At 73.2% G+C, this 23,141-nt stretch carries 15 protein-coding genes; 6 read left to right on the top strand and 9 right to left on the bottom strand.

Going from position 1 to position 23,141, the window contains the following annotated elements; translation table 11 throughout:
- Window positions 1–136: 136 nt before the first annotated feature.
- From PU704_RS17565 to PU704_RS17550, 4 genes are all read right to left on the bottom strand, one after another.
- Window positions 137–2,353 (bottom strand): coiled-coil domain-containing protein, encoded by a 2,217-nt coding sequence (locus tag PU704_RS17565; RefSeq protein ID WP_277552165.1) that lies wholly within the window; start codon window positions 2,351–2,353, stop codon window positions 137–139.
- A gap of 161 nt (window positions 2,354–2,514) precedes the next feature.
- On the bottom strand, window positions 2,515–3,672 hold the full coding sequence (locus tag PU704_RS17560; protein WP_277552164.1) for a M14 family metallopeptidase: 1,158 nt from the start codon (window positions 3,670–3,672) through the stop codon (window positions 2,515–2,517).
- A 5-nt stretch (window positions 3,673–3,677) separates the two neighbouring features.
- The gene (locus PU704_RS17555) at window positions 3,678–4,151 is read right to left on the bottom strand and encodes a hypothetical protein (RefSeq protein WP_277552163.1); all 474 of its coding nucleotides are present in this window, start codon (window positions 4,149–4,151) and stop codon (window positions 3,678–3,680) included.
- Window positions 4,148–5,704 carry a S8 family peptidase gene (locus PU704_RS17550; protein ID WP_277552162.1) on the bottom strand — a complete coding sequence of 519 codons (1,557 nt, stop codon included), beginning with the start codon at window positions 5,702–5,704 and terminating at the stop codon, window positions 4,148–4,150. The genes PU704_RS17555 and PU704_RS17550 overlap by 4 nt, the downstream gene beginning before the upstream one ends.
- A 234-nt stretch (window positions 5,705–5,938) precedes the next feature.
- Here PU704_RS17550 and cls point away from each other — a divergent pair, with 234 nt between their 5' ends.
- Entirely contained in the window at window positions 5,939–7,402 is a 1,464-nt protein-coding gene (cls, locus tag PU704_RS17545; protein WP_277552161.1) for a cardiolipin synthase, read from the top strand.
- 16 nt (window positions 7,403–7,418) lie between these two features.
- Here cls and PU704_RS17540 read toward each other — a convergent pair whose 3' ends face one another.
- The 4 genes from PU704_RS17540 to PU704_RS17525 all read right to left on the bottom strand — a co-directional run bounded on the left by PU704_RS17540 (window position 7,419) and on the right by PU704_RS17525 (window position 12,624).
- On the bottom strand, window positions 7,419–8,447 hold the full coding sequence (locus tag PU704_RS17540; protein ID WP_277552160.1) for a glycoside hydrolase family 26 protein: 1,029 nt from the start codon (window positions 8,445–8,447) through the stop codon (window positions 7,419–7,421).
- Between the two features lie 70 nt (window positions 8,448–8,517).
- Window positions 8,518–10,470, bottom strand: coding sequence for a glycosyltransferase (locus tag PU704_RS17535; RefSeq protein WP_277552159.1), 1,953 nt, complete (start codon window positions 10,468–10,470; stop codon window positions 8,518–8,520).
- Window positions 10,471–10,668: 198 nt separating this feature from the next.
- Window positions 10,669–11,847, bottom strand: coding sequence for a PP2C family protein-serine/threonine phosphatase (locus PU704_RS17530; protein WP_277552158.1), 1,179 nt, complete (start codon window positions 11,845–11,847; stop codon window positions 10,669–10,671).
- A gap of 168 nt (window positions 11,848–12,015) precedes the next feature.
- Complete coding sequence (locus tag PU704_RS17525) at window positions 12,016–12,624, bottom strand: arsenate reductase/protein-tyrosine-phosphatase family protein (RefSeq protein ID WP_277552157.1); 609 nt, start codon at window positions 12,622–12,624, stop codon at window positions 12,016–12,018.
- A gap of 260 nt (window positions 12,625–12,884) precedes the next feature.
- Between PU704_RS17525 and PU704_RS17520 the strand changes: the two genes are divergently transcribed.
- From PU704_RS17520 to PU704_RS17495, 5 genes are all read left to right on the top strand, one after another.
- Window positions 12,885–14,570, top strand: a complete 1,686-nt coding sequence (locus tag PU704_RS17520) for a GH25 family lysozyme (RefSeq protein ID WP_277552156.1) — start codon at window positions 12,885–12,887, stop codon at window positions 14,568–14,570.
- Between the two features lie 74 nt (window positions 14,571–14,644).
- A complete protein-coding gene (locus tag PU704_RS20015) occupies window positions 14,645–15,790 on the top strand; it encodes a CAP and S-layer homology domain-containing protein (protein WP_338130241.1) in 1,146 nt (381 codons plus the stop codon).
- A 31-nt stretch (window positions 15,791–15,821) separates the two neighbouring features.
- The gene (locus PU704_RS17505; protein WP_075872889.1) at window positions 15,822–17,786 is read left to right on the top strand and encodes a S8 family serine peptidase; all 1,965 of its coding nucleotides are present in this window, start codon (window positions 15,822–15,824) and stop codon (window positions 17,784–17,786) included.
- A gap of 582 nt (window positions 17,787–18,368) precedes the next feature.
- Window positions 18,369–20,678: a bifunctional polysaccharide deacetylase/glycosyltransferase family 2 protein gene (locus PU704_RS17500; protein WP_277552155.1), complete on the top strand. Its 2,310-nt coding sequence runs from the start codon at window positions 18,369–18,371 to the stop codon at window positions 20,676–20,678.
- Complete coding sequence (locus tag PU704_RS17495) at window positions 20,665–22,062, top strand: acyltransferase family protein (RefSeq protein WP_277552154.1); 1,398 nt, start codon at window positions 20,665–20,667, stop codon at window positions 22,060–22,062. Before PU704_RS17500 ends, PU704_RS17495 begins: the two co-directional genes overlap by 14 nt.
- On the opposite strand, the gene PU704_RS17490 is transcribed toward PU704_RS17495, so the two are convergent.
- Entirely contained in the window at window positions 22,028–23,065 is a 1,038-nt protein-coding gene (locus tag PU704_RS17490) for a chitinase (RefSeq protein ID WP_277552153.1), read from the bottom strand. The genes PU704_RS17495 and PU704_RS17490 overlap by 35 nt on opposite strands.
- Window positions 23,066–23,141 lie beyond the last annotated feature (76 nt).

Here is a 23,141-nt window from a genome sequence, read left to right as displayed (position 1 = left end):
CCGGTCGGGGCGCCGGCAGTTCCGGCGCACGGCACCCAGCAGGAACGCGCCGGGGGCGCCTCCCCTGCGGAAGGCGCCCCCGGCGCGCTGTGGTGCGGCCGGCCGGCACGCTGCCGCGCCGGCCGGCCTCCGGGCATCAGCCCTCGGCGGTGAACCGGCGGCGCAGCACGATCCCGGTGGCCGCGAGCAGGCCCGCGCCGGTCAGGGCCATGAGGCCCAGGCCGCTGCCCTGCTCCGCGGACCCGCCGGTGCCGGCGACGGCCGTCTGCACGTTCATGCCCTGGTTGGTCTCGTACATCGAGGAGCCGGGCACCCAGTGGCTCGGGGAGGTCCCCGGCGTCCAGGGGGTGCTCGGCGCGGACTGCGGGGCCACGACGACGCCGCGGTCCACGTCGACCTCGATGCCGCCGTCGGCAGCGCCACCGTCGGTGTCGTCACCGTCGTCGGCGGTGCCGCCGTTGGAGTCGTCGTCGTCGGAGTCGCCGTCGGCGGCGGGAGCCGCGCAGGCGTCGAGGGCCGCGTCGAAGAGGGCCTCCAGCTCGTCCACGTCGACCCCGACGTCACCGAGCTCGAGCCGGAGGTCGGCGAGCACCTCGATGGACTCGTCCAGGGCGATCTGCGCCTCGACGGCCGCCTCGACGGCGGCGTCGACGTCCGCCTGGGCGGTCTCGACGCGCTCCTCGGCCGCCTCGACGTCCGCCAGCAGCTGCAGCTCGGCGTCCAGCGCGGCCTGGGCGGCGGCCAGGTCGGCCTCCGCCTCGGCCACGGACGCCTCGTCGGAGGCCACGAGGTCGCGGGCGTCCGTGAGGGACTCCGGCTCCACCTCGGCGGCGGCCAGCTCGGCCTCCGCGGCGGCCACGTCCGCGTCCGCGTCCGCGAGGACGGACGCCGCAAGCTCCACGTCCGCCTCGGCGTCGGCCACGGCGGCCTGGGCGTCCCCGACCGTTCCGGCCGCGTCCACCGCGGCCTGGGCCTCCAGGACCGCCTCCGCGGCGGTGTCAGCGGCCGCGACGGCGGCGTCGAGCTCGGCCTGGGCCGCGACGACGGCCTCGCCGGCGGCGACCTGCGCGGCCACGGCGGCGTCGAGCTCCGCCTGCGCCGCCTCGGCCGCCGCGCGGGCGTCGGTCAGGACACCGACGGCGACGTCGAGCTCGGCCTGCGCCGCCTCGGTCGCGGCGACGGCGACGTCCACCTCGGCCGTGGCCGCGAGGACGTCCGCCTGCTCCGCGGCGACCGTGGCGTCGGCCTCCGCGGCGGCGGTCTCCGCCGTGTCGAGGGCGAGCTGGGCGGCAGCGACACCCTCGACGGCCGCGGCGACGGCCGCTTCGGCGTCGACCACCGCGGCAGCAGCGGCGTCGATGTCGGCCTGGTCGGCCGCCGGGTCCGCCTCCAGGGCGGCGAGCGTCGCCTGGGCCTCCGCCAGGGTCCCCTCGGCCGCGCTCTGGGCGGTGACCGCGGCGTCGACGGCCAGCTGGGCCTCCGTCACGGTGGCGGCGGCCGTGGCCTGCACCGCGAGGGCTGCCTCGAGGTCGGCCTGGGCTGCGGCCTGCGTGCGCTCCGCGTCCGCCTGGACGCCGAGCGCCGCGGCCAGGACCGCGTCGAGCGGCTCGACGGCGGCGGCCGCATCAGCCTGAGCGGAGAGTGCCAGGCGCAGCTGCGTGTCGAGCGGGTCGATGGCAGCGTCCGCCTCGACCTGGGCCGCGAGAGCGGCGTCGACCGCGTTCTCGGCCGGGCCGACCGCGGCGTCCGCGTCGACCTGGGCCGCCAGAGCGACGTCCAGCGCGTCGGCGGCGGCCACAGCGGCCTCGAGGTCGGCCTCGGCGTCCGCGAGGGCGCCCTCGGCGGCGTCGAGGCCGGCAGCGGCCTCGGCCCGGACCTCGACCGCGGCGTCGAGGGAGTCCTGCGCCTCGGCGACCGCGGCGTCGAAGGCCTCGAGCTCGGCTTCGAGCGCGGCCTGGGAGGTCTCGAGGTCCGTGTTGGCGGCGTCCAGGGCCTCCTGGGCGGCGTCGAGGTCCTCCTGGGCGGCCTCGATGTCCACGTCGACGGCGGCCTCGACCGCCGCGTCCAGGGCGGCCTGGGCCGTCTCCAGCTCCACCGCGGCGTCGAGGGCGGCCTGGGCCAGGGTGTTGCGGGCCAGCTGGGCCGTGACGACGGCGTCGACGGCCCCCTCGAGCTGGTCGACGAGCTCGGCCTCGAGACCGGCCTGCTCGAGGGCGGTGCGCAGCTCGGCCTCGGCTGCGAGGCATGCGGCGTCGCCCGGGGCGGCGGCGGCCGGGGTCGCGGTCAGGAAAAGACCACCGGAGGCCAGGGCGGCCACGGTTCCGGTGGCGAAGAATGTCTTGCGGAGGGTCATGGGGGGTCCTCTTCAGGCAGCAGGCGGAGGGGGCTCCACCCTGGGGGGGGGGACTGTCAGCAACCGACCTGGGTGCGGTCGTGTGACCCACGGTACACGTCATTCGCGTTCGTGAAGGGACCTGCCGACGGCGTGCCCGGTGGGCGTGGCGACCACGATGCTCATGCCGGGCCCTCCCGCCCCGTGGCCGCACGGTCGGGGGCGCTGCGGTCCGGTGCACCGCGGTCCTCGGCGGCGCGGTCCTCGGTCCCGGCCGGGTCGGCGACGGCCACGGCGAGCGCCAGCAGGCCCGCGGACACCTCCCGGATGACCTGCTCGGCCTCGGCCCAGGGTGGCTGGAAGCTGTGGGCGCACTCGATCGTGAAGCCCAGCACCCGGGTCCGGGACGGGTCGCTGAAGTGCCGGCTGTAGGCGTAGTCGTCACTGGCCCCGGAGGTGGGATACAGCCCGCCGAAGGCCGGCACCACCGGGTACTCGTCCCCGCGCACCTGCCGGATCGCCTCGCTCATCCGCGCCCCGAGCGCCAGCTCGGCGTCGAGGTCCGCGGCCGGGAGGTACTCCCGGTAGGCGGTGTCCCCGGGGATCCCGCGCAGCGCGTCGAAGGCGGGATTGCGGAAGTTCTGCTCCGGGTCCGTGCTCTGGTGCTCGTCGCTGCCCCAGTTGTGCAGGATCACCGGCACGAAGCTGTGCACGTCCACGTGCCAGCGGATCCCCGGACGGGTGTCCAGCAGGTGCACGACGTTGCGGGTCTCCGGCTCCGAGGCGGCCGCGGGCCCGCGGTAGACCTGGCGGGGGTCGCAGGGGTCGGCGGAGGTGGCCACGTCCGCGTCGGGGTGGAACTTCGCGGTGTGCTCCCAGAGGAAGTCGAAGTTGCGGTTGACGTCCACCCCGGTGCAGAGGCCGCCGGCCGGGTGCGGGCGCCGGTTTCCGCGCCACATGGGCTCGGCGGTCTGGCTGTGCCGGCGCCCGTCCGGGTTGACGCAGGCGACGACGTAGAGGGTGGTGCCCTCCAGCACCTGCCGCACCTGGTCGGCGGGCACCCGGTGGTCCCCGTAGTCGAGGCCCGTGCCGCGGGTGGCGGCCTCCAGCAGGTCCGCGGCCAGGGACACGAGCGCGTCCGGCGGCACCCACTCCCGGGCGTGCACCCCGCCCAGCAGCAGCACCCCGTGGCGCTGCGGATCGGCCCCGATGCGCAGGCACCGCACGCGCCGGCCCTCGTGCGTGCGGTGCGGCAGCTCGATGAGCTCCGTGAGCCCGGGGTACTCGGCGGCCAGGGACTGCAGGGCCGTCTCGATCTCGTCGACGTTGAGGTAGCTCATGGCGATCAGCGCTTTCCCCCCAGGCCCCGTACGGGACGCAGTCGTGTTCCGGGAACGGTGGTCGCGCCGCGGGCGGCTTCACCGTCCGCGGCTTCTCCCGGGGCCGCTCCACCCGGTGCCGCCCGGCCGCGGACCGCCTCGCCCGCCGCCGCGTCACGGGCGAGGAACCGGTTGCCGGTGCCGACCTCGGCCTGGCGCTCGCGGCCCACGGCGGTGGCGTTCTCCCGGACCTCCAGCCGCACGCGGGCCCCGGAGCGGGCGCTGCGGGCGGCCTCGAGCCGGTCCTCCGGCAGGTAGGCGTCCACGGTCCAGCCCTCGGCCTCCCGCCGCGGGGTGGCCCGGCAGCCCAGGTCCGCGCCGGTCTCCCGGGCGAAGTCCCGCAGGTCGCCCAGCTCGGCCCCGTGGACCTCCACGTGGATCAGCGGGGGCAGGAACGGCCCGCCGCCCACCACGTCCTCGGTCGGATCGTCCTCGCTCATGACATCTCCCTCACCGGCGCGGGGAGCAGGGCCTCGGCCGCCTGCACGGCGGCCGCGGCGCTGACCCGCCCGTAGCCGTAGTCGTCGTCGTGCCCGGCGTCGTCGTAGGACGCGCCGCCGATCTTCGTCGCGGACTGCCGCAGGACCGCCCGCAGCTGCGCCCCGGTGAGCCCGGGGTTCACCGCCAGCGCCAGTGCCGCGCAGCCGGCCGCGCACGGGGCCGCGAAGCTCGTGCCGGTGGCCACGTGGTAGCCGCCGTCGCCCCCGGTGCTCAGCACGTCCACGCCCGGCGCGATCAGCTCGACCGCCGGGCCCCGGGCCGCGTGGTCCTCGAGGTCGTCGTGGGTGGAGCGCACCACGGCGACCACGTCCGGGTGGGAGACGACCTCGTCCTCGAGCACGTCGACGTTCCGCCCGTTGCTGGCCGCCCAGAAGACCGCCATGCCGGCGCCGCCGCGGGCCCCGCGCGCCACCGAGGCCAGCGCCAGGTCCAGCACCGTGGCCAGCTCCCACGCGGCGTCATTGGGGCCCAGGCTGCAGACCACGATGTCGGCCCCGGACCCCGGATCGGCCCCGGGGACCTCCGACGACGGATCGGCGGCGCAGGCCACCGCCCGCGCCAGGGTCGTCTGGTCGCCGACCTGGTCCGGCAGGCACGCCAGCAGCACCAGCCCGCACTCGGGGGCGGCCCCGGAGCCGCCCCGGTCGTTGCCCTGCCGGGCGCCGACCATCCCGGCGCAGAAGGTCCCGTGGTCGCCGGACGGCATGCCGGCCGTGCCGGGCACGAACCGCGGCCGCGCGCCGGGTGCCGGGCCGGGGTCGGTGAAGTACCCGGACGTGCCCAGCACGCCGTCCCGCAGGTCCTCGTGCGTGGTCAGGAAGCCGTTGTCGATCACGGCCACCCGCACGCCGGCCCCGCGGGTGCGCTCCCAGGAGGCCTCGGCGGCGACGTCCGCACCGGGCGTGCCGCCGGTCTGCCCGGTGTTCGACCACTGCCACTGCTCACGGTAGCGGGGATCGGCCGGCGCGGCCCGCCCGGGGACGTGCTCCTGGAAGCTGGGCTCGGCGAGGCTGACCCGGGGGTCGTCGTGCAGGGCCACGGAGGCGTCGAGGGCGTCCGGATAGGCCGTGGCGTCCACCTCGAAGAGGTTCGGGGCGAAGCGCAGCCGTCCGACCTCGTCCAGGTCCAGCTCCGCCAGGACGGCGGCGGCGCCCTCCTCGGGGATCTCCTGCAGCAGCTGCACCACCAGGCGGCGCGTGACGATCCCGTAGCGGCCGTCCTGGCGCCTGACCAGGACCCCGGCCGGCGGTGCCGTCCCGTCCGCCCGCGGCTCCGCGACGAGCCGGGTGGTGCCGAGGGTGGGGCGCACGAAGACCCAGCCCGCCCGGTGGAACGCCTCGAGGCAGTCCTCCGGCATTCCGAGGGCGGCGGCGTCGACCTCCGGCCCCAGGGCCTCCCACCGGACCCCCGCGGCCGAGGACTGCACCGGGGCGACGTCCTCGATCTGCTCCACGGTCCTGAGCCGTCCGCGCTGGTAGTAGCTCCGTTCCACTGCGCCCCTCCCGGGATGGTGGCCGTCGCGCCGCGCGGCGGCCGCACGGGTCGTGTCGGCCCCGCCGCCGACCTCGCACCTGCCTCGTGGCACACACCTAACCACTCCGGCGGCACGGCCGCACCTGGGGCGTCGTCACAGTTCGCCCGGTCGGCCCGCTGGTGCCCCGGCCCGGGACACGCGAGACTGCAGAACAGCGGCAGCGCACCGCGCGCTGCGGGAAAGGCGCGTTCCATGGGGTGGGAGCACTGGGTGACCGTGGCACTCGTGCTCCTGGAGTACGGGCTCAAGCTGGTGGCCGTCGGCACGGTTCCGGAGAACCGCCGGCCCTCCTCGTCCTCGGCGTGGCTGCTGCTGATCCTCTTCGTGCCGGTCGTCGGCTTCCCGCTGTACTGGCTGATCGGCAGCCCCTACGTGCGCGGGCGCCGGCACGAGATCCAGGAGCGGGTCAACCGGCTCCTGGCCGAGCACACCGGGCACCGGCCCACGGTGCCTCCCGGCGCCGACCCGTCCGCCGAGCTGGCGTCCGTGCTGCGGATGACCCGCCGGCTCACCGGGATGCCCTGTGTCACCGGGACCCACGAGGACCTGCACGGCGACGCGTCCTGCACCTACGCCGCCATGGCCGAGGCCGTCGCGGGCGCACGGACCTACGTGCACGTGGGATTTTACATCATGGCCTGGGACGGGACCACCGACCGGTTCTTCACCGCCCTGGCCCAGGCCGTGCGCCGAGGGGTGCGGGTGCGGCTGCTCATGGACCACCTCGGGTCGCGGAAGTACCCGGGCTGGCGGGCGTTCCGCCGCCGGCTCACGGACGCGGGCATCGACTGGCACCTGATGATGCCGATCGCCCCGCTGCGCGGCCGGTGGAGGCGCCCGGACCTGCGCAACCACCGCAAGCTGCTGGTCGTCGACGGCGAGGTGGCCTTCCTCGGCTCGCACAACATGATCGACCCGGCCTACGGCAGCGCCCGCAACGCCCGGGCCGGACGGCGGTGGACCGACCTGACCCTCCAGGTGCGCGGCGAGATCGTGCGGGCGGTCGAGGCGGTCTTCGCCACGGACTGGTACCTGGAGACCGGGCAGACCCTGACGCCGGCCGAGCACGTCGTGGACGCACCGTCCCTGGTGCCCTCCGGACCGGCCCACGCGATGCAGCTCATCCCCTCCGGGCCGGGGTTCCCCTCCGAGCCGAACCTGCGGGTCTTCACGGCGCTGGTGCACCAGGCCACCGAGACGCTGGCGCTCACCAGCCCGTACTTCGTGCCCGACGAGTCGCTGCTGTCGGCCCTGACCACCGCCGCCTACCGCGGCGTGCGGATCGACCTGTTCGTCGGCGCGGAGGCCGACCAGTTCTTCGTCGGCCACGCCCAGCGCTCCTACTACCGCGCCCTGCTGGAGGCCGGGGTGCACATCCACCTCTACCCGGCACCGGCGGTGCTGCACGCCAAGTACCTCACCGTCGACGGCACCGTGGCCATGATCGGGTCCTCGAACCTGGACTTCCGGTCCTTCGCCCTGGACTACGAGGTCATGCTGCTGGCCTTCGGCGGGGACCTGGTGGCCCGGCTGCAGGCCAACGACGCGCAGTACCGGGCGATCAGCCGGGAGCTGACCCTGGAGGAGTGGCGGGGCCGGCCCTGGCCCCACCGCTACCTCGACAACGTGTGCCGGCTGGTCTCCGCCCTGATGTGAACCGGTGCGCCGCGGCTCAGCGCAGCCTCGCCACGGCGCGGCGGTACGCGGCCCGGGCGGCGGCGGAGGAGTCCACGCTCCAGTCGCGCTCCTTGCGCTCGTGGAACCAGATGACCCCGAGGACGTCCCCCTGCCGGACGAGGTAGTCGAAGAGCTGGGTGATCCACTCGGCCTTGGAGCGCCCGGGCTCCTGCCCCTCGGCCGACGCCGTCTCCGTCACCATGATCGGCAGCCGGGCCCCGAGTCCGCGGAGCTCCGCCAGGCCGGGGCCGAGGAGTTCTCCGGGAGCGGTCCAGGACAGCGGAGGCTCCGAGGACCCCCAGTTGTAGCCGTCGATGCCGAGGACGTCGACCACGTCCTGCCCGGGGAAGCAGTCGGCCAGCCGAGCGCCGCCCGTGTCCATGCCCGTGTCCACGCACGTGTCCACGCCGAGGGCGGGGACGTTGGGCGCCCAGCACCAGCGCACGTTGGTGGCCCCGGCCGCCGCGAACGTGCTGTGGACGTGCCGCCAGGCCCGCACGTACTGCTCGGCGGTGTTGCCCTGGACGCCTGCCGCCCACGGGTACCAGGTGCCGTTCATCTCGTGGGCGAACCTCAGGACGACGTCGTGGCCCCACGCGGCCAAGGCCTCCGCCCAGGTGCTGATGCGGTGGTCGTGGTCCCCCGCCGCGAACCGGGACAGGGCGAAGGCCGGCTGCTGTGCGGCGTCCGCGGGCACCCCGCCCGTGGCCGGTGCGACCCAGGGCTCCCAGGTCAGCACGGGAGTGGCTCCCTGGGTCCGCACGGCGTCGAGGGCCTCCACCGGCGGCATCTCATGGGTCCAGTCCCGGAAGAGCAGCATCCACCGGGGTGCGGCACCGGTCATGGCCGTGAAGGCCGGCCCGTCCTGGGGCCCGTGGGGCAGGAAGACGCCGTGCTCCAGCGGGCGGATGCGGTGATGGGGAGGGAGGCTCTCGAGGGTGGTCCTGTCCGTGCAGGCCGTCACGAGGACGGCCGTGAGTGCGGCGGTGAGCACGGAGCGCCGGTCCGGTCGGTGGAAATCCATGGTTGTCGATGCCTGACTCGCGGCGGGCTCTGACGGTGCAGTCCTGACGTGATTCCGGAACGGAACGGCATCATCGGGCCTCGCTGTGCACAAGCTCCTCCTCCGGGGTGAAGCCGTCGTAGCGCACGGCCTTGATCAGCACGCTCAGCAGCACGAGGTCGAACACCACCCAGGCGACGTTGACCAGGGTGCCGATCGGCTCGTTCAGCCCCAGGGCCAGGCGCGCGATGCCGATCACCGCCGCCGCGGCGAGCAGGCCCATGGCGATCAGCTGGGGCCGGATCAGGTGCCAGTCCCGGCTGTTTCCCTCCTTCACCTTCGGGGTGACGGCGAAGCCGAGGGGGCGGCCGAACCACACGTTGCGCGCGGCCGTGGTGCACGCCTTGATCCAGGTGGGGAACATGGCCAGGCTGTACTGCTGTCCCCGCCAGGTCTTGGCGCCCCGCCCCGCCACCGCGAACAGCACCTGGTTGATGAGCATGAACGGGATGAACCGGATGAAGAACTCCGTGCTGAGGCTGTTGACGGGCAGCACGCCGAACAGCAGGTAGATGATCGGCGCCGCGATGTAGACCACCGCGGTGAAACCGGACAGGTAGCTCCACATGGTGGCGAAGTACATCAGGCGCTGGGTCCACTTCATGCCCCGCTTGGACAGCGGGTTCTCCCGCAGCAGCACCTGGATGGTGCCCTGCGCCCAGCGCAGGCGCTGCGTGAGCATGGTCTTGAGGTCCTCCGGGGCCAGGCCCAGCGCCAGGACCTCGTGGTGGTAGACGCTGCGCCAGCCCAGTGCGTGCATCCGCATGGAGGTCGCCATGTCCTCGGTCACCGAGATCGTCGCCAGCGGCATGACCGGCTGCGCCTCGTCGCCGCGTTCCACGGAGATGGCGTCAAGCACCGCCTGCACGGACTCCAGCGCCCCGAGCGGGGACCACTTCCGGGAGGAGAGCTGTTCGACGGCTGCCTCGACCTCCTCCGGGGTCAGGTGCCCGTGCTCGCCGTCCAGCCCCAGCGCGGAGATCTCCGCCAGGTCCGCCTGCAGCGCAGTGACGTCCGCGGCCACGAGCTCCTGGACGGCGCGGTCCACCGTGCGCCGCAGGTCGTAGGTGATCTCGCTGTAGGAGCGCCCGGACTGCAGTTCCGCACGGGCCGTGCGGGTGGCCTGCTCCACCTCGTCGAGCAGGCGGCCGACCACCGGGTCGGCGGCCTGCGCGGATCGGCGTGCCTTGCGCACCGCGGAGCGCGATCCCTTGAGCGCGGCGCGGATGTTGCGCTCGACCTCCTGCACGTAGCCGACCAGGCCCAGCTGCATCAGCGCCTCGCGGCGCAGGATCGCGTTGGAGCCGCAGAAGAAGGCCGCGTTCCAGCCGTCCTTGCCCTGCTGGAGCGGACCGTAGAACAGGGGCGCCTGGCTGCCCAGCGGGTCGTCATCGGGGACGTTGACGAACCACTGCGGGGTCTGGACCAGGCAGACCTTGCGGTTGTTGAAGTAGCCCAGCGTCCGGTCGAGGATCTCCGGCTTCGGGACCTGGTCGGCGTCGAGGATCAGCATGAACTCGCCCTGGGTGAGCATCAGGGCGTTGTTGAGGTTGCCCGCCTTCGCGTGGCGGGGCCGGTCCGCCCAGTCCGCGCTGCGGGTGAGATAGCCGATGCCGTGGGCCTCGGCCAGCTCCCGCAGCTCCTCGCGCGCCCCGTCGTCGAGGATCCAGGTGGCGTGGGGATACCGGATGCGCTGGGCGGCCCGGGCGGTGTCCATGACCATGTCCAGCGGTTCGTTGTAGGTGGTGATGAAGACGTCCACGGTCATCCCGGGCGGGGCCTCCGGGGGCGTGCGCTCCTTGACCCGCCACATCGTGAGGCCGAACAGCATCACGTCGATCAGGCTGTAGGTCTCGGCCAGCACCAGCGGCACGGCGATCCACCACGCCGACCAGTTCAGCGACTCCAGCCAGCGCCACGTCACGTAGTTCACGCCGAGGATGACGGTCAGCAGGACCAGCAGGCGAATCACGAAACGGTGCACATCATCTCCCCGGGGGTGTCTGCGGCACGGGAACCCCGCCCACGGTCACCCAGCCTAGTGTGGGCGCAGCGGTCGTCGCCGGGCCGCGCCTTGATCTCCGGCACCGGTCGGCTGGACATGGTGCAGGCACCGACGCCGCGCGAGGTGGTGGCCGAGGCGGTCGCCGCGCGGACCCGGGATCAGAAGTCCTCGCCCGGCTCAGCCGACACGGCGCAGAGCCAGGACGGTCGTGTCGTCCTCGGCCACGGCGGAGTCGGCGTAGTCGCTGCACAGCACCACGAGCTCCTCGGCGGTCGCGGCCAGCAGGTTCAGCGCCGCGGCAGTGGAGACCGCCTCGTCGAGGTCGGTGAAGAAGTCCAGGAAACCGTCCGAGACCACCAGCAAGGTCTCGCCCGGCGCCAGGGCATCGGTGTGCAGGTCCCAGGTCCAGCCCGGCATCACGCCCAGTGGGGGTCCGGAGGAGGTCAGCCGGCGCCAGGTCCCGTCGGGGCGCAGGACCAGGGCCAGACCGTGACCGGCGTCGATGTACTCCAGGGCACCGCTGCTCATGTCCAACCGGGCGATGAACGCGGTGATGAACGCCCCGGCCTCCTCCAGCAGCGGGGTCAGCGCCCCGCTGGCGCGAGCCATCGCCTCGGACGCAGCGTTGTACTGGAACGTGCCGCGCAGCACCGCGCGTGCCGAGGCCGCCAGCAGGGCCGCCGGGATGCCCTTGCCCATCACATCGGCCACCATGACCTGCAGCTGGTCGTCCTGCACCGTCCAGTCGTAGAAGTCACCGCCCAGCGATCTGGCCGGAAGGCACCGCCCGGCCACCTGGATCTCCGGCGTGGTGAGGGCGGTGCGGGGCATCAGCATCTGCTGCACCTGCTCGGCCCGCTCCATCTCCCGGGCCGCGGCCAGCTCGCGTTCGACCCATGCGGCCATCTCGCCCAGCAGACGCCGCTCCCGCTCGTCCAGCTCCCTCGGCTGGCTGTCGACCAGGCACAGCGACCCCACCGGCTCCCCGCCGGGAGCATGCAGCGGGTGCCCGGCGTAGAACCGCACCGGGTCCGGGTCCGCGATGAAGGAGCTGCCCGTGAACCGGTCGTCGGTCCGGGCATCCGGGACCACCAGCAGTTCGTCGGCCTCCACGGTGCGGGCGCACAGCGAGTCGGTGCGCGTGGCGTGGACCAGACCGTCCAGGCCGACCTCCGCCTTGGTGAACTGGCGATCGGCATCGATCAGGTTCACCGCGGCGGCCTTCACCCCGAAGACCTGCTGGGCGATGCGCACCACCCGGTCGTAGCGCTCCTCACGGGGCGTGTCGAGGACGTGCAGCGCGTGCAGCGCCCGGACCCGAGCCGCTTCCTCCGGTGTCTCCGCTTCGATGGTCATGCCCTCTACGCTACCGATCCGTCACGTCCACGGGCCCGGCCGACGACGCACCGGTGACGCACGACCGGATCTCCGTCCGCGTCCGGGCCGCGCGCGGCCGCTGGAGCGGGTCCGTGACGAGGCCCGGATGCCGGTCCGGCGGATCACCACGGCACGTCGGGCCGTCGGCTAGGACGCCGGCGCCCGCCCGGCGCAGCGCCGCTCCCACGCGATGACGGCGTCGGTGGCCTCGAACAGCTCCTCCGTCATCTGCCGGAGCACCGCGTCCTCCTGGCGGTAGGGGTCGATCACGTCGTTGCGCTCGGGGTGGCGCACCGGCACGCGCTGGCGCAGCCGCGGCGCCTGCTGCACCAGCCACGCCCAGCGCTCCGCGCGGTCGGCCGGGACGGCGGCGTCGAGCTCCGGGTCGGTGGAGAGGTACTGGAGGATCCGGGCGAACTCCCGCAGGGTGAAGACCTTCTTGAGCAGCCGCGGCGACTGCTGGAGCACCGGCTGGGTGTGCTCCCGGGCCATGACCAGCACCAGGTCCACGTCCCGCAGGATCTCCGGGGTGACCTGCCGGGCCCGGTGGTCGGCGGCGGCGTCCAGGCCGCGGTCGTGGGCCAGCCGGCCCACCCGCTCCTCGAAGCCCTGGTCCACCAGCGCGTGCATCCCGGCGCTGGTCACCGCGAAGCCGCCCGGGGAGACGGCGTTGAGACCGTGGTCGAGCTCCACCGCCGCCATGGGCGAGCGGCAGACGTTGCCCGTGCAGACCGTCAGGATGCGCGTGGGGGGCATGGTTCTCCTCCGGGAGTCGAGTCCGGTTCATCGTATCCGGCGGGACCGGGCCGAACGGTCCGACGCGCACCCGGCCGAGCCGCGCTCGTCACCGGCCCGTCCAGACTGGATTGAAATGCATGTAACACGACGCGTCGTTATTGATTATTTATGCAAACGCGCCTTTATACTCGTCGTGGCTCCAGAGGATCTTCCCCCCATCCCGATGGCCTTGCACGAGTCGTTCCCCCCAACGATCCATGCGAGTTAGGCAATCCAGCGTGAAAGCATCCCCCCGATTGACGCTGCCCGCCGCCCTGACAGCGGCGGTGCTGGCCATCACCACTCTGACCCCGGTCGCGGCCACGGAGACGGCCGCGGCCCCCACCACTCTCTCCGAGGAGCGGCAGGGCCGTCTGGTCTCCAAGGTCGTGGAGTCCGACGGCGAGGTCTTCTCCACCCTCGTGGACGGCACCACGGGCGAGGCCGTCCTCCCCGACGCGGCGCGCGCCGGCACCCGGCCGGCCGAGGGCGAGACCTCCGGCGGCGCCGTGATGGGCCAGTGGGCCAAGTCCGAGCACCACTTCGAGGACCTGGTCGAGAGCTCCGCGCGCGCCGCGGCGGAGCTCGGCGGCGCGACCACCGGCAGCGCGGCCGGCGGCGAGGACGCCGTCGCAGGGGCCGCGGCGGTCTCCGCCCCCGCCGGGATCAAGGGCACCGACGTGTCGAACTGGCAGCCGTCGCTGAACTGGACGAGCCTGTGGAACCAGGGCTCGCGGTTCGCCTACGTGAAGTCCTCCGAGGGCGACAGCATCCGCAACCAGCTGTTCAACCAGCAGTACACCGGCGCCGGGGCCGTGGGCATGTACCGCGGGGCGTACCACTTCGCGATCCCCACCCGGGACTCCTCGGGGGCCAAGCAGGCCGACTACTTCATCAACAACGGCGGCGGGTGGTCGGCGGACGGCAAGACCCTGCCCGGTCTGCTGGACGTCGAGAACAACCCGTACCCCTCCCTGTACGGCAACCAGTGCTACAACCTCAGCCAGGCCGAGATGGTGCGCTGGATCCGTGACTTCTCCAACCGGTACAAGTCCCGCACCGGCCGCCTGCCGGCCATCTACACCAACGCGTACTGGTGGCGGGACTGCACCGGCAACTCGACCGCGTTCAACGACCACCCGCTGCACATCGCCTCCTACGGCGTGAGCTCTCCCCTGTGGTACCCGGGCGGCTGGTCCACCTACGACTTCTGGCAGTACACCGACGCCGGTTTCGCCGAGCGGATCGACGCCAACGTCTACCGCGGCACCGCGGCCCAGCTCCAGGACCTGGTGCGCAACGCCTACTACAAGCCGATCGGCGGCAGGGCCCCGGCGCGCCCGGCCGCCCCGGCCCCGGCCCCCGTGGTCCCGGGCCCGTTCAAGGACGTGCCCGCCACCCACACCTTCGCCCCGGAGATCACCTGGGTGAAGAACCGCGCCGTGCTGCGCGGCTGGCCCGACGGCACCTACCGCCCCGCCCACCAGATGACTCGCGAACAGGTCGCCGCCGCCCTCTACCGCCTGGCCGGCTCTCCCGCCTACACCGCCCCGCGCACCTCCCCCTTCACCGACGTGCCCACCAGCCACGTCTTCTACAAGGAGATCGCCTGGCTGCACGCCCAGGGCATCTCCACCGGCTGGGCCGCCGCCGACGGCACGCGCACCTACAAGCCCGCCCAGCGGGTCAGCCGCGACCAGATGGCCGCGTTCTTCTACCGCCAGGCCGGCAAGCCGGCCTACACGCCCCCGCGGACCTCCCCGTTCGTGGACGTCTCCACCGGCCAGGGCTTCTACAAGGAGATGGCCTGGCTGCAGGCCACCGGCATCTCCACCGGCTGGAAGGACGGCACCTACCGCCCCGGCGCCGGCACCAGCCGCGACGTCATGGCCGCCTTCCTGCACCGCTTCGGCACCCGCTCCTGACACGCCCCACCCCCCGAAACTCCTCCGCCACGGCACCGCTGTGCCCTCCGAACAGAAATGCGGGTGACGTCCCCATGAAGAAGCACCTCGTCGTCCTCGCGGCCACGGCCGCGCTGACCGCCTCCTCCCTCTCCATCACCGCGCCCGCCGCCACCGCCGCGCAGCAGGACATCGTCTCGATGAACGCGCAGACACGGACCACGGACGCGCAGAAGATGCTCGACCTGATCAACGCCCACCGGAAGTCCAAGAACCTGAAGCCGGTCCGGTACTCGGCGACCCTGTCCGGGATCGCCCAGGGAGAGTCCGACCGCCTGGTCCGCCAGGAGGTCATCGACCACACGACCAACTTCCTGTACGACCAGCGCGCCGGGTCATGGGACGCCGCCGGGGAGATCCACGCGATCTCGTGGCGGCACTCGGTCACCGACCTCGTGGACTGGTGGAAGGGCTCCTCCGCGCACAACAAGGTGCTCACCGACCCCAGGATGGAGGTCATCGGCATCGGCCTGACCTATGTCGACGGCTCCCTGACCGGCAACAAGCAGGGCTGGAAGCTGGTCGGGACCGTCGCCTCGTACGGCTACCCGGACGGCAAGGCGCCGGCCGACACCCGCAACACCGTCCCTCTGGGCGCCCCCGACGCGCACGTGGCCGCCGGCCCCTTCCGTGACGTGGCGGCGAACCACCCGTTCGCCACCGAGATCGCCTGGCTGCACAGCTCCGGGATCTCGACGGGCTGGGCCAGCGGCACCTCCCGGGTGTACAAGCCGGCCCAGGCCATCACCCGGGACCAGATGGCGGCGTTCCTCTACCGTCTGGCCGGCTCCCCCGCCTACACCCCGCCGCGGGTCTCCCCCTTCGCCGACGTGCCGACCTCCCACGTGTTCTACAAGGAGATGGCCTGGCTGCACGCCAAGGGCATCTCCACCGGCTGGGTGTCCGCCAACGGGGTGCGCACCTACAAGCCCGGACAGGCCATCTCCCGGGACCAGATGGCGGCGTTCCTCTACCGCCAGGCCGGCAAGCCCGCCTACACGCCCCCGCGGACCTCCCCGTTCGTGGACGTCTCCACCGGCCAGGGCTTCTACAAGGAGATGGCCTGGCTGCAGGCCACCGGCATCTCCACCGGCTGGGACGACGGCACCTACCGCCCCGGCGCCGCGGTCAGCCGCGACGTGATGGCCGCCTTCCTCTACCGATTCGCACACACCTCCTGATCCCCCCGTCACTACACGCTCGAGGAACCCCATGAAGAAGCACCGCATCCCCCCGTTCGCGGTCCTGGGCGCAGCACTGCTCGTCGCTCTGCCCGCCACCGGCGCGCTCGCCGAGGACGCCCCCGCCCCGCCCGAGGCGGTCCAGACCGCCCCCGAGGACCTGCCCACCGACCGGATGATCGTCAAGTACGCCGGGACGGTCGCCGACGCGCAGAAGAACGAGATCCTGGAGAGCGCGGCGGACCAGGCCGACGTGCCGGAGGCCGAGGACACCACCGAGCTCAAGACCACCGCCGACGGCGCGGACGTCGTCGAGCTCTCCGACGAGGTCACCACCGAGGACGCCGAGAAGCTCGCCGCGGAGATCGCCGCGGACCCGGCGGTCGAATACGCCGAGCCCGACCGGCTGGTCTTCGCGGCCCAGATCCCGGGGATGTCCGACGCGGAGACCGACCGCCTGGCCTCGACCGCCGCGGCCGCCTACGACCCCGGCGTCGCCTCCATGTGGGCGCTGCCCACGCTGGGCGCCTTCAACGCGTGGAACACCGCCACCGGCAAGGGCATGACCGTCGGCGTCGTGGACACCGGCTTCGCCAACCACCCCGACCTGGACTCCCAGGTCATCGGCGGCTACGACTTCGTCTCCAGCCCCGCGCTCGGCAACGACGGCAACGGCCGCGACCCCGATCCCCGGGACCCGGGCACCTACTCCACCTACGGCCAGTGCTACAGCGGCTCCCCCGCCTCGAACTCCATCTGGCACGGCACCCACGTGGCCGGGACCATCGCGGCCAAGCGGGACAACTACGGCACCGTGGGAGTCGCCCCCGACGCGACGCTGCTCAACGCCCGCGCACTGGGGGCCTGCGGCACCGGCTACGTCTCGGACATGGCCGACGCCGTGACCTGGCTGGCCGGCGAGCCCGTGGCCGGGGTGCCGGCGGCGAAGAAGCGCGCAAACGTGATCAACATGTCCCTGAGCATGTACGGGTCCTGCCCGGCCGTGCTGCAGACCGCGATCAACAAGGCCTGGTTCAAGGGCATCCCGGTGGCGGTGGCCGCCGGCAACAACTACGGCGCCCAGGCCATCAACTACGCGCCCGGCAACTGCTACAACGTGATCACGGTGGGTGCCGTGACCTCCAGCCGCACGGTGGCCAACTACTCCAACGTGGGCGCGGCCGTGGACATCTACGCCCCCGGCGACCACATCCTCTCCTCCGGGAACACGGGGACCAGAGGACCCGTGGCCCCCAACGTCCGCTACGACTACGGCACCTCGATGGCGACCCCCCACGTGGCCGGCACCCTGGCGCTGATGAAGCAGAAGAACCCCTCCTTCAGCTCCGACCAGCTCAAGAACCTGCTGCTCACCTCGGGGGACCCCTTCTTCGCCGGCAAGACGCTCAACACCCACGACGGCCTCTACGTCACCTCGGCGTTCAACGACGTCTACTGGGGCCGCACCTTCTACAACGAGATCGCGTGGACACGGGCGGCGGGCATCTCCAACGGCTGGCCCGCCGGCGCCTCCCGGGTCTACCGCCCCACGCACAACGTCTCGCGCGAGCAGATGGCGGCCTTCCTCTACCGGGTCGCGGGCAAGCCCGCCTTCACCCCGCCGCGGGTCTCTCCCTTCGCGGACGTGCCCACCACCCATGTGTTCTACAAGGAGATCGCCTGGATGCGCGCCTCCGGAGTCTCCACCGGCTGGGTCTCCTCGAACGGAGTGCGCACCTACAAGCCCACCCAGGCCATCTCCCGGGACCAGATGGCGGCGTTCCTCTACCGCCTGGCCGGCAAGCCGGGCTTCACCGCGCCGGCGACGTCCCCGTTCGTGGACGTCTCTCCCCGACAGGGCTTCTACAAGGAGATGGCCTGGATGCGCGCCACCGCCATCTCGACCGGCTGGGACGACGGCACCTACCGGCCGTCGGCCTCGGTCAGCCGGGACGTCATGGCGGCCTTCCTGCAGCGCTTCGACCGGGCCTACTGAGCCGAGAGGCGGCGGCGCGCACGGGACGGTCCGTCCCCCGCGGCCATCTTGCGACGACCCCCACCGGGAACTTCCCGGTGGGGGTCGTTCGCGTGTCCGGGCAGCCCCGTCCCGGCGGAGGGGCCGTGTCTCCAGGAGGTCCCAGGAGGAGCACAGCCGGGGGCACGTGAGCGAATTCACCATCGTGACGAAGTTTGACTGTGTTTCTCTTGGCAAACCTGTGAATTCTCCTTCGTCGCGCGTCGGCACAATGGGGGACGATCCGCTCGGCGACTGTCCACAGGTCGGGCCACGTTCCCGAGGATTAACTACTGTGCCGTAGCGACAGAATCGGGGCGCGACGGGGTTCGCGCCCGCATTTCCATGCAGAACGATGCGCTGTGAAGCCTGTGCGCATTCATTCGCATTTGTGACAACCGGGGTGCGGCTTGGCACGCTGACCTGGTCGGCCCGTCCGGGGGGATGCGCCGGCCGGTCCGTCGAGGGGGCGGACCGACTTCCGGGGGGAACGAGCGTGCCGTGACCAGAGGCTTTGACGACCGACGAGCACCGCGCCGACGCGCGGAACGGACCGGCAGCACCGTGGCGCCCCCGGTCTTCTTCGACCCCAGCGGCAAGCGCTGGTACCGGGTCCTCGCCACCGTCCTCCTGCTGCTGGTCGTGGCGGTGGGGTCGGTGTCCTGGCTGGTGCCGCAGGCCCTGGCCCAGACCTGGGACCGGCCCGAGAACCAGGACAGCGGCTACGCGCGGGAGCTGCTGGCGACCGGGGACCCGGAGAACATCCCGCTGCTGGGCGACTCCGCCAACCCGTTCAGCAGGATCGCCCTGGTGGGCCACCGCACCGGCGAGACGGTGCTGACGGACCCGTTCACCGACGAGACCTACCGGTCGCTCACCCCGGAGGAGGTCGAGATCGTCGGGGACAGCCCCTACGTGATGGAGCGCTTCGGGTCCCTGCCCGACAAGCAGCTGATGCTCACCTTCGACGACGGCCCGGACGCGACCTTCACCCCCGAGATCCTCGACGTCCTCTCCGCGGAGGGGGTGCCGGCCACGTTCTTCAACATCGGCACCAACGTCGTCGCCCAGCCGGAGCTGTTCCGCCGGATGCTCCGCGAGGGTCACATGGTCGGCAACCACACCATGACGCACACCACCGTGTGGGACGACGACCTGCGCAGCCGCGAGGAGCTCATCGGCACCGACCGCGCCATGCGCTCGATCGACGGCTACGCCACGCATCTGTTCCGGCTGCCCACCGGGGACCCCGACAACAAGCCCCTGCCCATCCTCGAGGCTCAGCAGCTGGGCTACCTGCACGTGGACTTCGACTACGACACCCTCGACTGGGCGGCCGTGCCCGGAGAGCCCGTGGAACTGCCCGAGCTCGACGGCAAGGGGCACATCGTGCTGATGCACGACGGCGGCGGGGACCGCACCGCCACCGTGGCCGCCCTCAAGCAGCTCATCGCCCAGGCCAAGGCCGAGGGGTACACCTTCTCGACCCTGGCCCCGGTGCTCCCGGAGGGCTACCAGCCGGTGTCCACCGACGCGGTGCTGGCCGACGACGCCACCGCCCTGGCCGTGGCCGGGCTGACGGTGGCCCCGCAGGTGGTGATGACCTGGCTGTTCTGGTTCGGCGTCTCCTCCCTGACCGTGATGTCGGTGCTGTACGTGGTGCTGGCGCTGATCGGGCACCGCCGGCAGCAGCGGCGGGAGTGGCCGGAGGTCCCCGAGGACGAGCTGCCGCTGGTCTCGGTGATCCTGCCGGTGTTCAACGAGGAGCCGGTCGTCGCCCGCACCCTGGCCGCGCTGAAGGCCAGCGACTACCCGCACCTGGAGGTCGTCGCCGTCGACGACGGCTCCACCGACAACACCCTGGCCGTCCTGGAGGAGGCCGCCGCGACCTGGCCGGCGCTGCGGGTGATCAGCCAGCCCAACGCCGGGAAGTCCGTGGCCTCCAACCACGGCATCATGGCCGCAACCGGAGAGATCGTGGTGACCCTCGACGGGGACACCCTCTTCGAGCCCCAGACCGTCCGGATGTTCGCCCGCCACTTCACCGCCCCGCACCGGGGCCGCCCGGTCGGGGCCGTGGCCGGGCACGTGAAGGTCGGCAACCGCACCGGGATCCTCACCATGTGGCAGTCCCTGGAGTACATCTCCGGGATCTGCGTGACCCGCATGGCCGAGTCCGTGGTCGGGGCGATCTCCATCGTCCCCGGCGCCTGCGCGGCCTGGCGGCGGGAGGCCCTGCAGGCCGCCGGCGGCTACTCCCACGACACCCTGGCCGAGGACGCGGACCTGACCATGACCCTGCAGCAGCACGGCTGGGCGATCGTGCAGGAGAACCAGGCCGTGGCCTGGACCGAGGCCCCGATGACCGTGCGCGGGCTGGCCAAGCAGCGCCTGCGCTGGACCTACGGCAACCTCCAGGCCCTGTGGAAGCACGCCGGGATGCTCCTCCGCCCCCGCTACGGGTTCCTGGGCATGGTGGCGCTGCCCTACACCGCCCTGGCCACCCTGGTGCCGCTGGTCTTCCTGCCGCTGACCGTGCTCATGGCCGTGCTCAACCTCGCCGCCGGCACCTGGGTCCCCCTGGCCGCCTTCGCCGCGTTCGTGCTGGCCATCCACGCGGTCATCTGCGTGATCGCCATCCGGATGGTCGGCGAGTCCTGGGCGCACCTGCTCATCGTCCCGGTCTACCGAGTCATCTACGAGCCGCTGCGCGCCTACCTGCTCTACGCCTCCGTCCTGCAGGCCCTCAAGGGCCGGATGATCGGCTGGTACAAGCCCGAGCGCACCAACACCGTCCTCGACCTGGCTCCCGCGGCGGAGCCCGCCGACCACCCGGTCCCCTGGCGGGAGGACCGGCGCGATGAGCGGGTCTGAGCCGGGCCGGGACCGGTACCTCGACCTGCTGCGGTCGATCGCGCTGGTCCGCGTGGTGGCCTACCACACGTTCGCGGGCGCCCTCTTCAGCCTGCTGTTCCCCGCGATGGGCGTGATGTTCGCCCTGGCCGGGGCCCTGATGGCGCGCTCCCTGCGCCGGCCGGCGGCCGGGGTGCTCCGCTCCCGCGCCCGCCGGGTGCTGGTCCCGCTGTGGGTCTACGCCGCCACAGTGCTCGCCCTGCTCGTGGGACAGGGCTGGTCCCCCGGCGCGGACGGTTCCTGGGGACAGGTGCTGCTGTGGTTCCTGCCGGTCGGCGACCCGGTCTTCCCGGAGAGCGCCGGGACGGGGACGGTGGACCCCACCTGGCCGGTGCAGGCCGGGGAGATCCTCTGGTACGTGCGGACCTACTTCTGGTTCATGCTCCTCTCCCCCGTGCTGCTGCGGGCCTTCCGCGCCCGGCCCTGGCCGGTGCTGCTCGCCCCGCTGGCCCTGAGCGGGCTGCTGGCCCTGGGCGCGGTGCCGCTGCCCTCCTGGGCCGACGCCCCGGTCACGGACGCCGCGACCTACGGCTCCTGCTGGCTCCTCGGCTTCGCCCACCAGAGCGGGCTGCTGCGCCGCGTTCCCCGCGGCCTCGTCCTCGCGGCCGGTCCCGCGGTGATGGTCCTGGGCCTGTGGTGGGCGGCCGGGCACCTCGGGGAGTCGGGGTGGGACCTCAACGAGATCCCCTTCGCCCAGGCCCTGTGGTCCTTCGGCTTCTGCGCCGTGCTGCTGCGGATCTCCCCGAGCTGGCAGGACCTGCCCCGGCCGCTGCGGTTCCTGGACGGGGTCGTGAGCCTGCTCAACGCCCGGGCGATGACCGTCTACCTGTGGCACAACCTGCTGCTGGTCGTCACCGTGGTCCTGATCGACGTGCTCTGGAGCAGCGACCTGCTGGCCACGGCCGTGCCCGGGATGCTGGAGAGCCCGTGGCTGTCCTTCCTGCTGGTCTGGCCGCTGCTGGCGGCGGTGGTGCTCGCCGTGGGCTGGGCGGAGGACCTCGCCGCGGGACGCCGGCCGCGGCTCTGGCCGGTCCGCCCGGCGCCGGTCCGGATCGTTCCGGGCAGCCCGAGGTCGGCCGGCACGGGCCGGGTGCACCCCGCTCCGGCGGGTCCTGCTGCGGCCGGTTCTGCTCCGGCAGGTTCCGCTGCGGACGGTTCTGCTGCGGCGGGTTCTCCTGCGGCGGATTCTGCTGCGGACGGCACCGGCCCGGGCGCGCCGGTGCCGGTCCGGCCGACGGGCGCTCCGGGCTTCTCCGGCCGGTCCTGGCTGTATCCGCGCGCCGCGCGGGAGCCGGTGCCGCCGGAGGCGCTCAGTCCCCGAAGCCCTGGCCCAGGACCCGGGTGAACTCCCCGGCCTCCTGCTCCAGGCCGCTGCAGAAGTCGTTCGCCTCGGACGGGTCGCCGTGCTCGGCCGTGCAGGGCCGGTCCCGGTTCAGCGACCAGTAGGAGATCCGGCCGACGCCCTGCTCGCGGGCGAACGCGTTGAGCGCCGCGGCGGCCTCCGGGTCCACGACCTCCCCGGGGACGTCGTTCACCCCGATCATCGGGGTCAGGCCGATCCGGCGCCAGGCCTGCTCCTCGGACAGCTCCTGGCCCGCCGCGGCCCACAGCTCCCGCACCTGCCCGTGGGCCGCCCGGGCCGCCTCCGCCGAGGCCTCCACCATGGACTGCCCGTCGGGTCGGCTCTCGCCGTAGTTCATGGTCATGACGTTGACCCCCGCCAGGTCCACCCCGGCGGCGAGCATCTGGGCGACGACGTCCTCGCCGTCCTCGGACAGCCCGGCCGGGGACACCGGCAGGGTCAACCACACCTCCAGCGGCGTGCCCGCGGGGCGCTCCTCCTGCAGCCGGGCCACGGCCTCGGCGCGGCGCTGGTTCGCCGCGGGGTCCTGGAGGTCGTTGAGCTCGACGTCGAAGTCCGCGACCGGGACCTCGTACCGGTCGAGCACCTGCCGGTAGGCGCCCAGCAGGGCCTCGGGGTCGGCGCAGGCGGTGGCCGGCTCGTCGCGGGCGGCGCCGCCGAAGGAGACCACCACGTCACCGCCGGCCTCGCGCAGCGCGGCGATCTGCTCCCCCATCCGCAGCGTCGTCTCCGCCTCCTCCAGGCCGTAGTAGCCGCCCCAGGAGGGCGTGCAGGGCTCCTCCGGGTCGGCGACCACGAAGCCCAGCACGGTGTGCGACTGCCCGGCGGCCGCGGCGCCGAAGTCGAAGTACGGGTAGGCGGTGACGTTGACGTAGGCACCGGCCCAGGGCTCGCCCGGGTCCGGCCCGCAGCCGGTGAGGGCGGCGGCCGCCACGGACCCCAGGGCCAGGGGCGGCAGGAGGCGGCGGGCGCGGGAGGGGGTCATGGGAGGCGGGACGTCCTCTGCGGCGCGGCGGTCCCGGCGACGCCGCAGCCCCTCACCGGGCGGCGAGGGGCTGCGG

Source organism: Kocuria oceani, from assembly GCF_029524215.1.
In the GTDB taxonomy this organism is placed as follows: domain Bacteria; phylum Actinomycetota; class Actinomycetes; order Actinomycetales; family Micrococcaceae; genus Kocuria; species Kocuria oceani.
Note: the sequence above shows the minus strand (reverse complement) of the source record. Positions and strands in the feature narration are given on the sequence as shown.

Excerpts from the sequence above, each read along its gene's own strand:
- PU704_RS17565 (WP_277552165.1), bottom strand. The coding sequence starts at position 2,353 with ATGACCCTCCGCAAGACATTCTTCGCCACCGGAACCGTGGCCGCCCTG.
- PU704_RS17560 (WP_277552164.1), bottom strand. The coding sequence starts at position 3,672 with ATGAGCTACCTCAACGTCGACGAGATCGAGACGGCCCTGCAGTCCCTG.
- PU704_RS17555 (WP_277552163.1), bottom strand. The coding sequence starts at position 4,151 with ATGAGCGAGGACGATCCGACCGAGGACGTGGTGGGCGGCGGGCCGTTC.
- cls (WP_277552161.1), top strand. The coding sequence starts at position 5,939 with ATGGGGTGGGAGCACTGGGTGACCGTGGCACTCGTGCTCCTGGAGTAC.
- PU704_RS17540 (WP_277552160.1), bottom strand. The coding sequence starts at position 8,447 with ATGGATTTCCACCGACCGGACCGGCGCTCCGTGCTCACCGCCGCACTC.
- PU704_RS17530 (WP_277552158.1), bottom strand. The coding sequence starts at position 11,847 with ATGACCATCGAAGCGGAGACACCGGAGGAAGCGGCTCGGGTCCGGGCG.
- PU704_RS17525 (WP_277552157.1), bottom strand. The coding sequence starts at position 12,624 with ATGCCCCCCACGCGCATCCTGACGGTCTGCACGGGCAACGTCTGCCGC.
- PU704_RS20015 (WP_338130241.1), top strand. The coding sequence starts at position 14,645 with ATGAAGAAGCACCTCGTCGTCCTCGCGGCCACGGCCGCGCTGACCGCC.
- PU704_RS17505 (WP_075872889.1), top strand. The coding sequence starts at position 15,822 with ATGAAGAAGCACCGCATCCCCCCGTTCGCGGTCCTGGGCGCAGCACTG.
- PU704_RS17495 (WP_277552154.1), top strand. The coding sequence starts at position 20,665 with ATGAGCGGGTCTGAGCCGGGCCGGGACCGGTACCTCGACCTGCTGCGG.
- PU704_RS17490 (WP_277552153.1), bottom strand. The coding sequence starts at position 23,065 with ATGACCCCCTCCCGCGCCCGCCGCCTCCTGCCGCCCCTGGCCCTGGGG.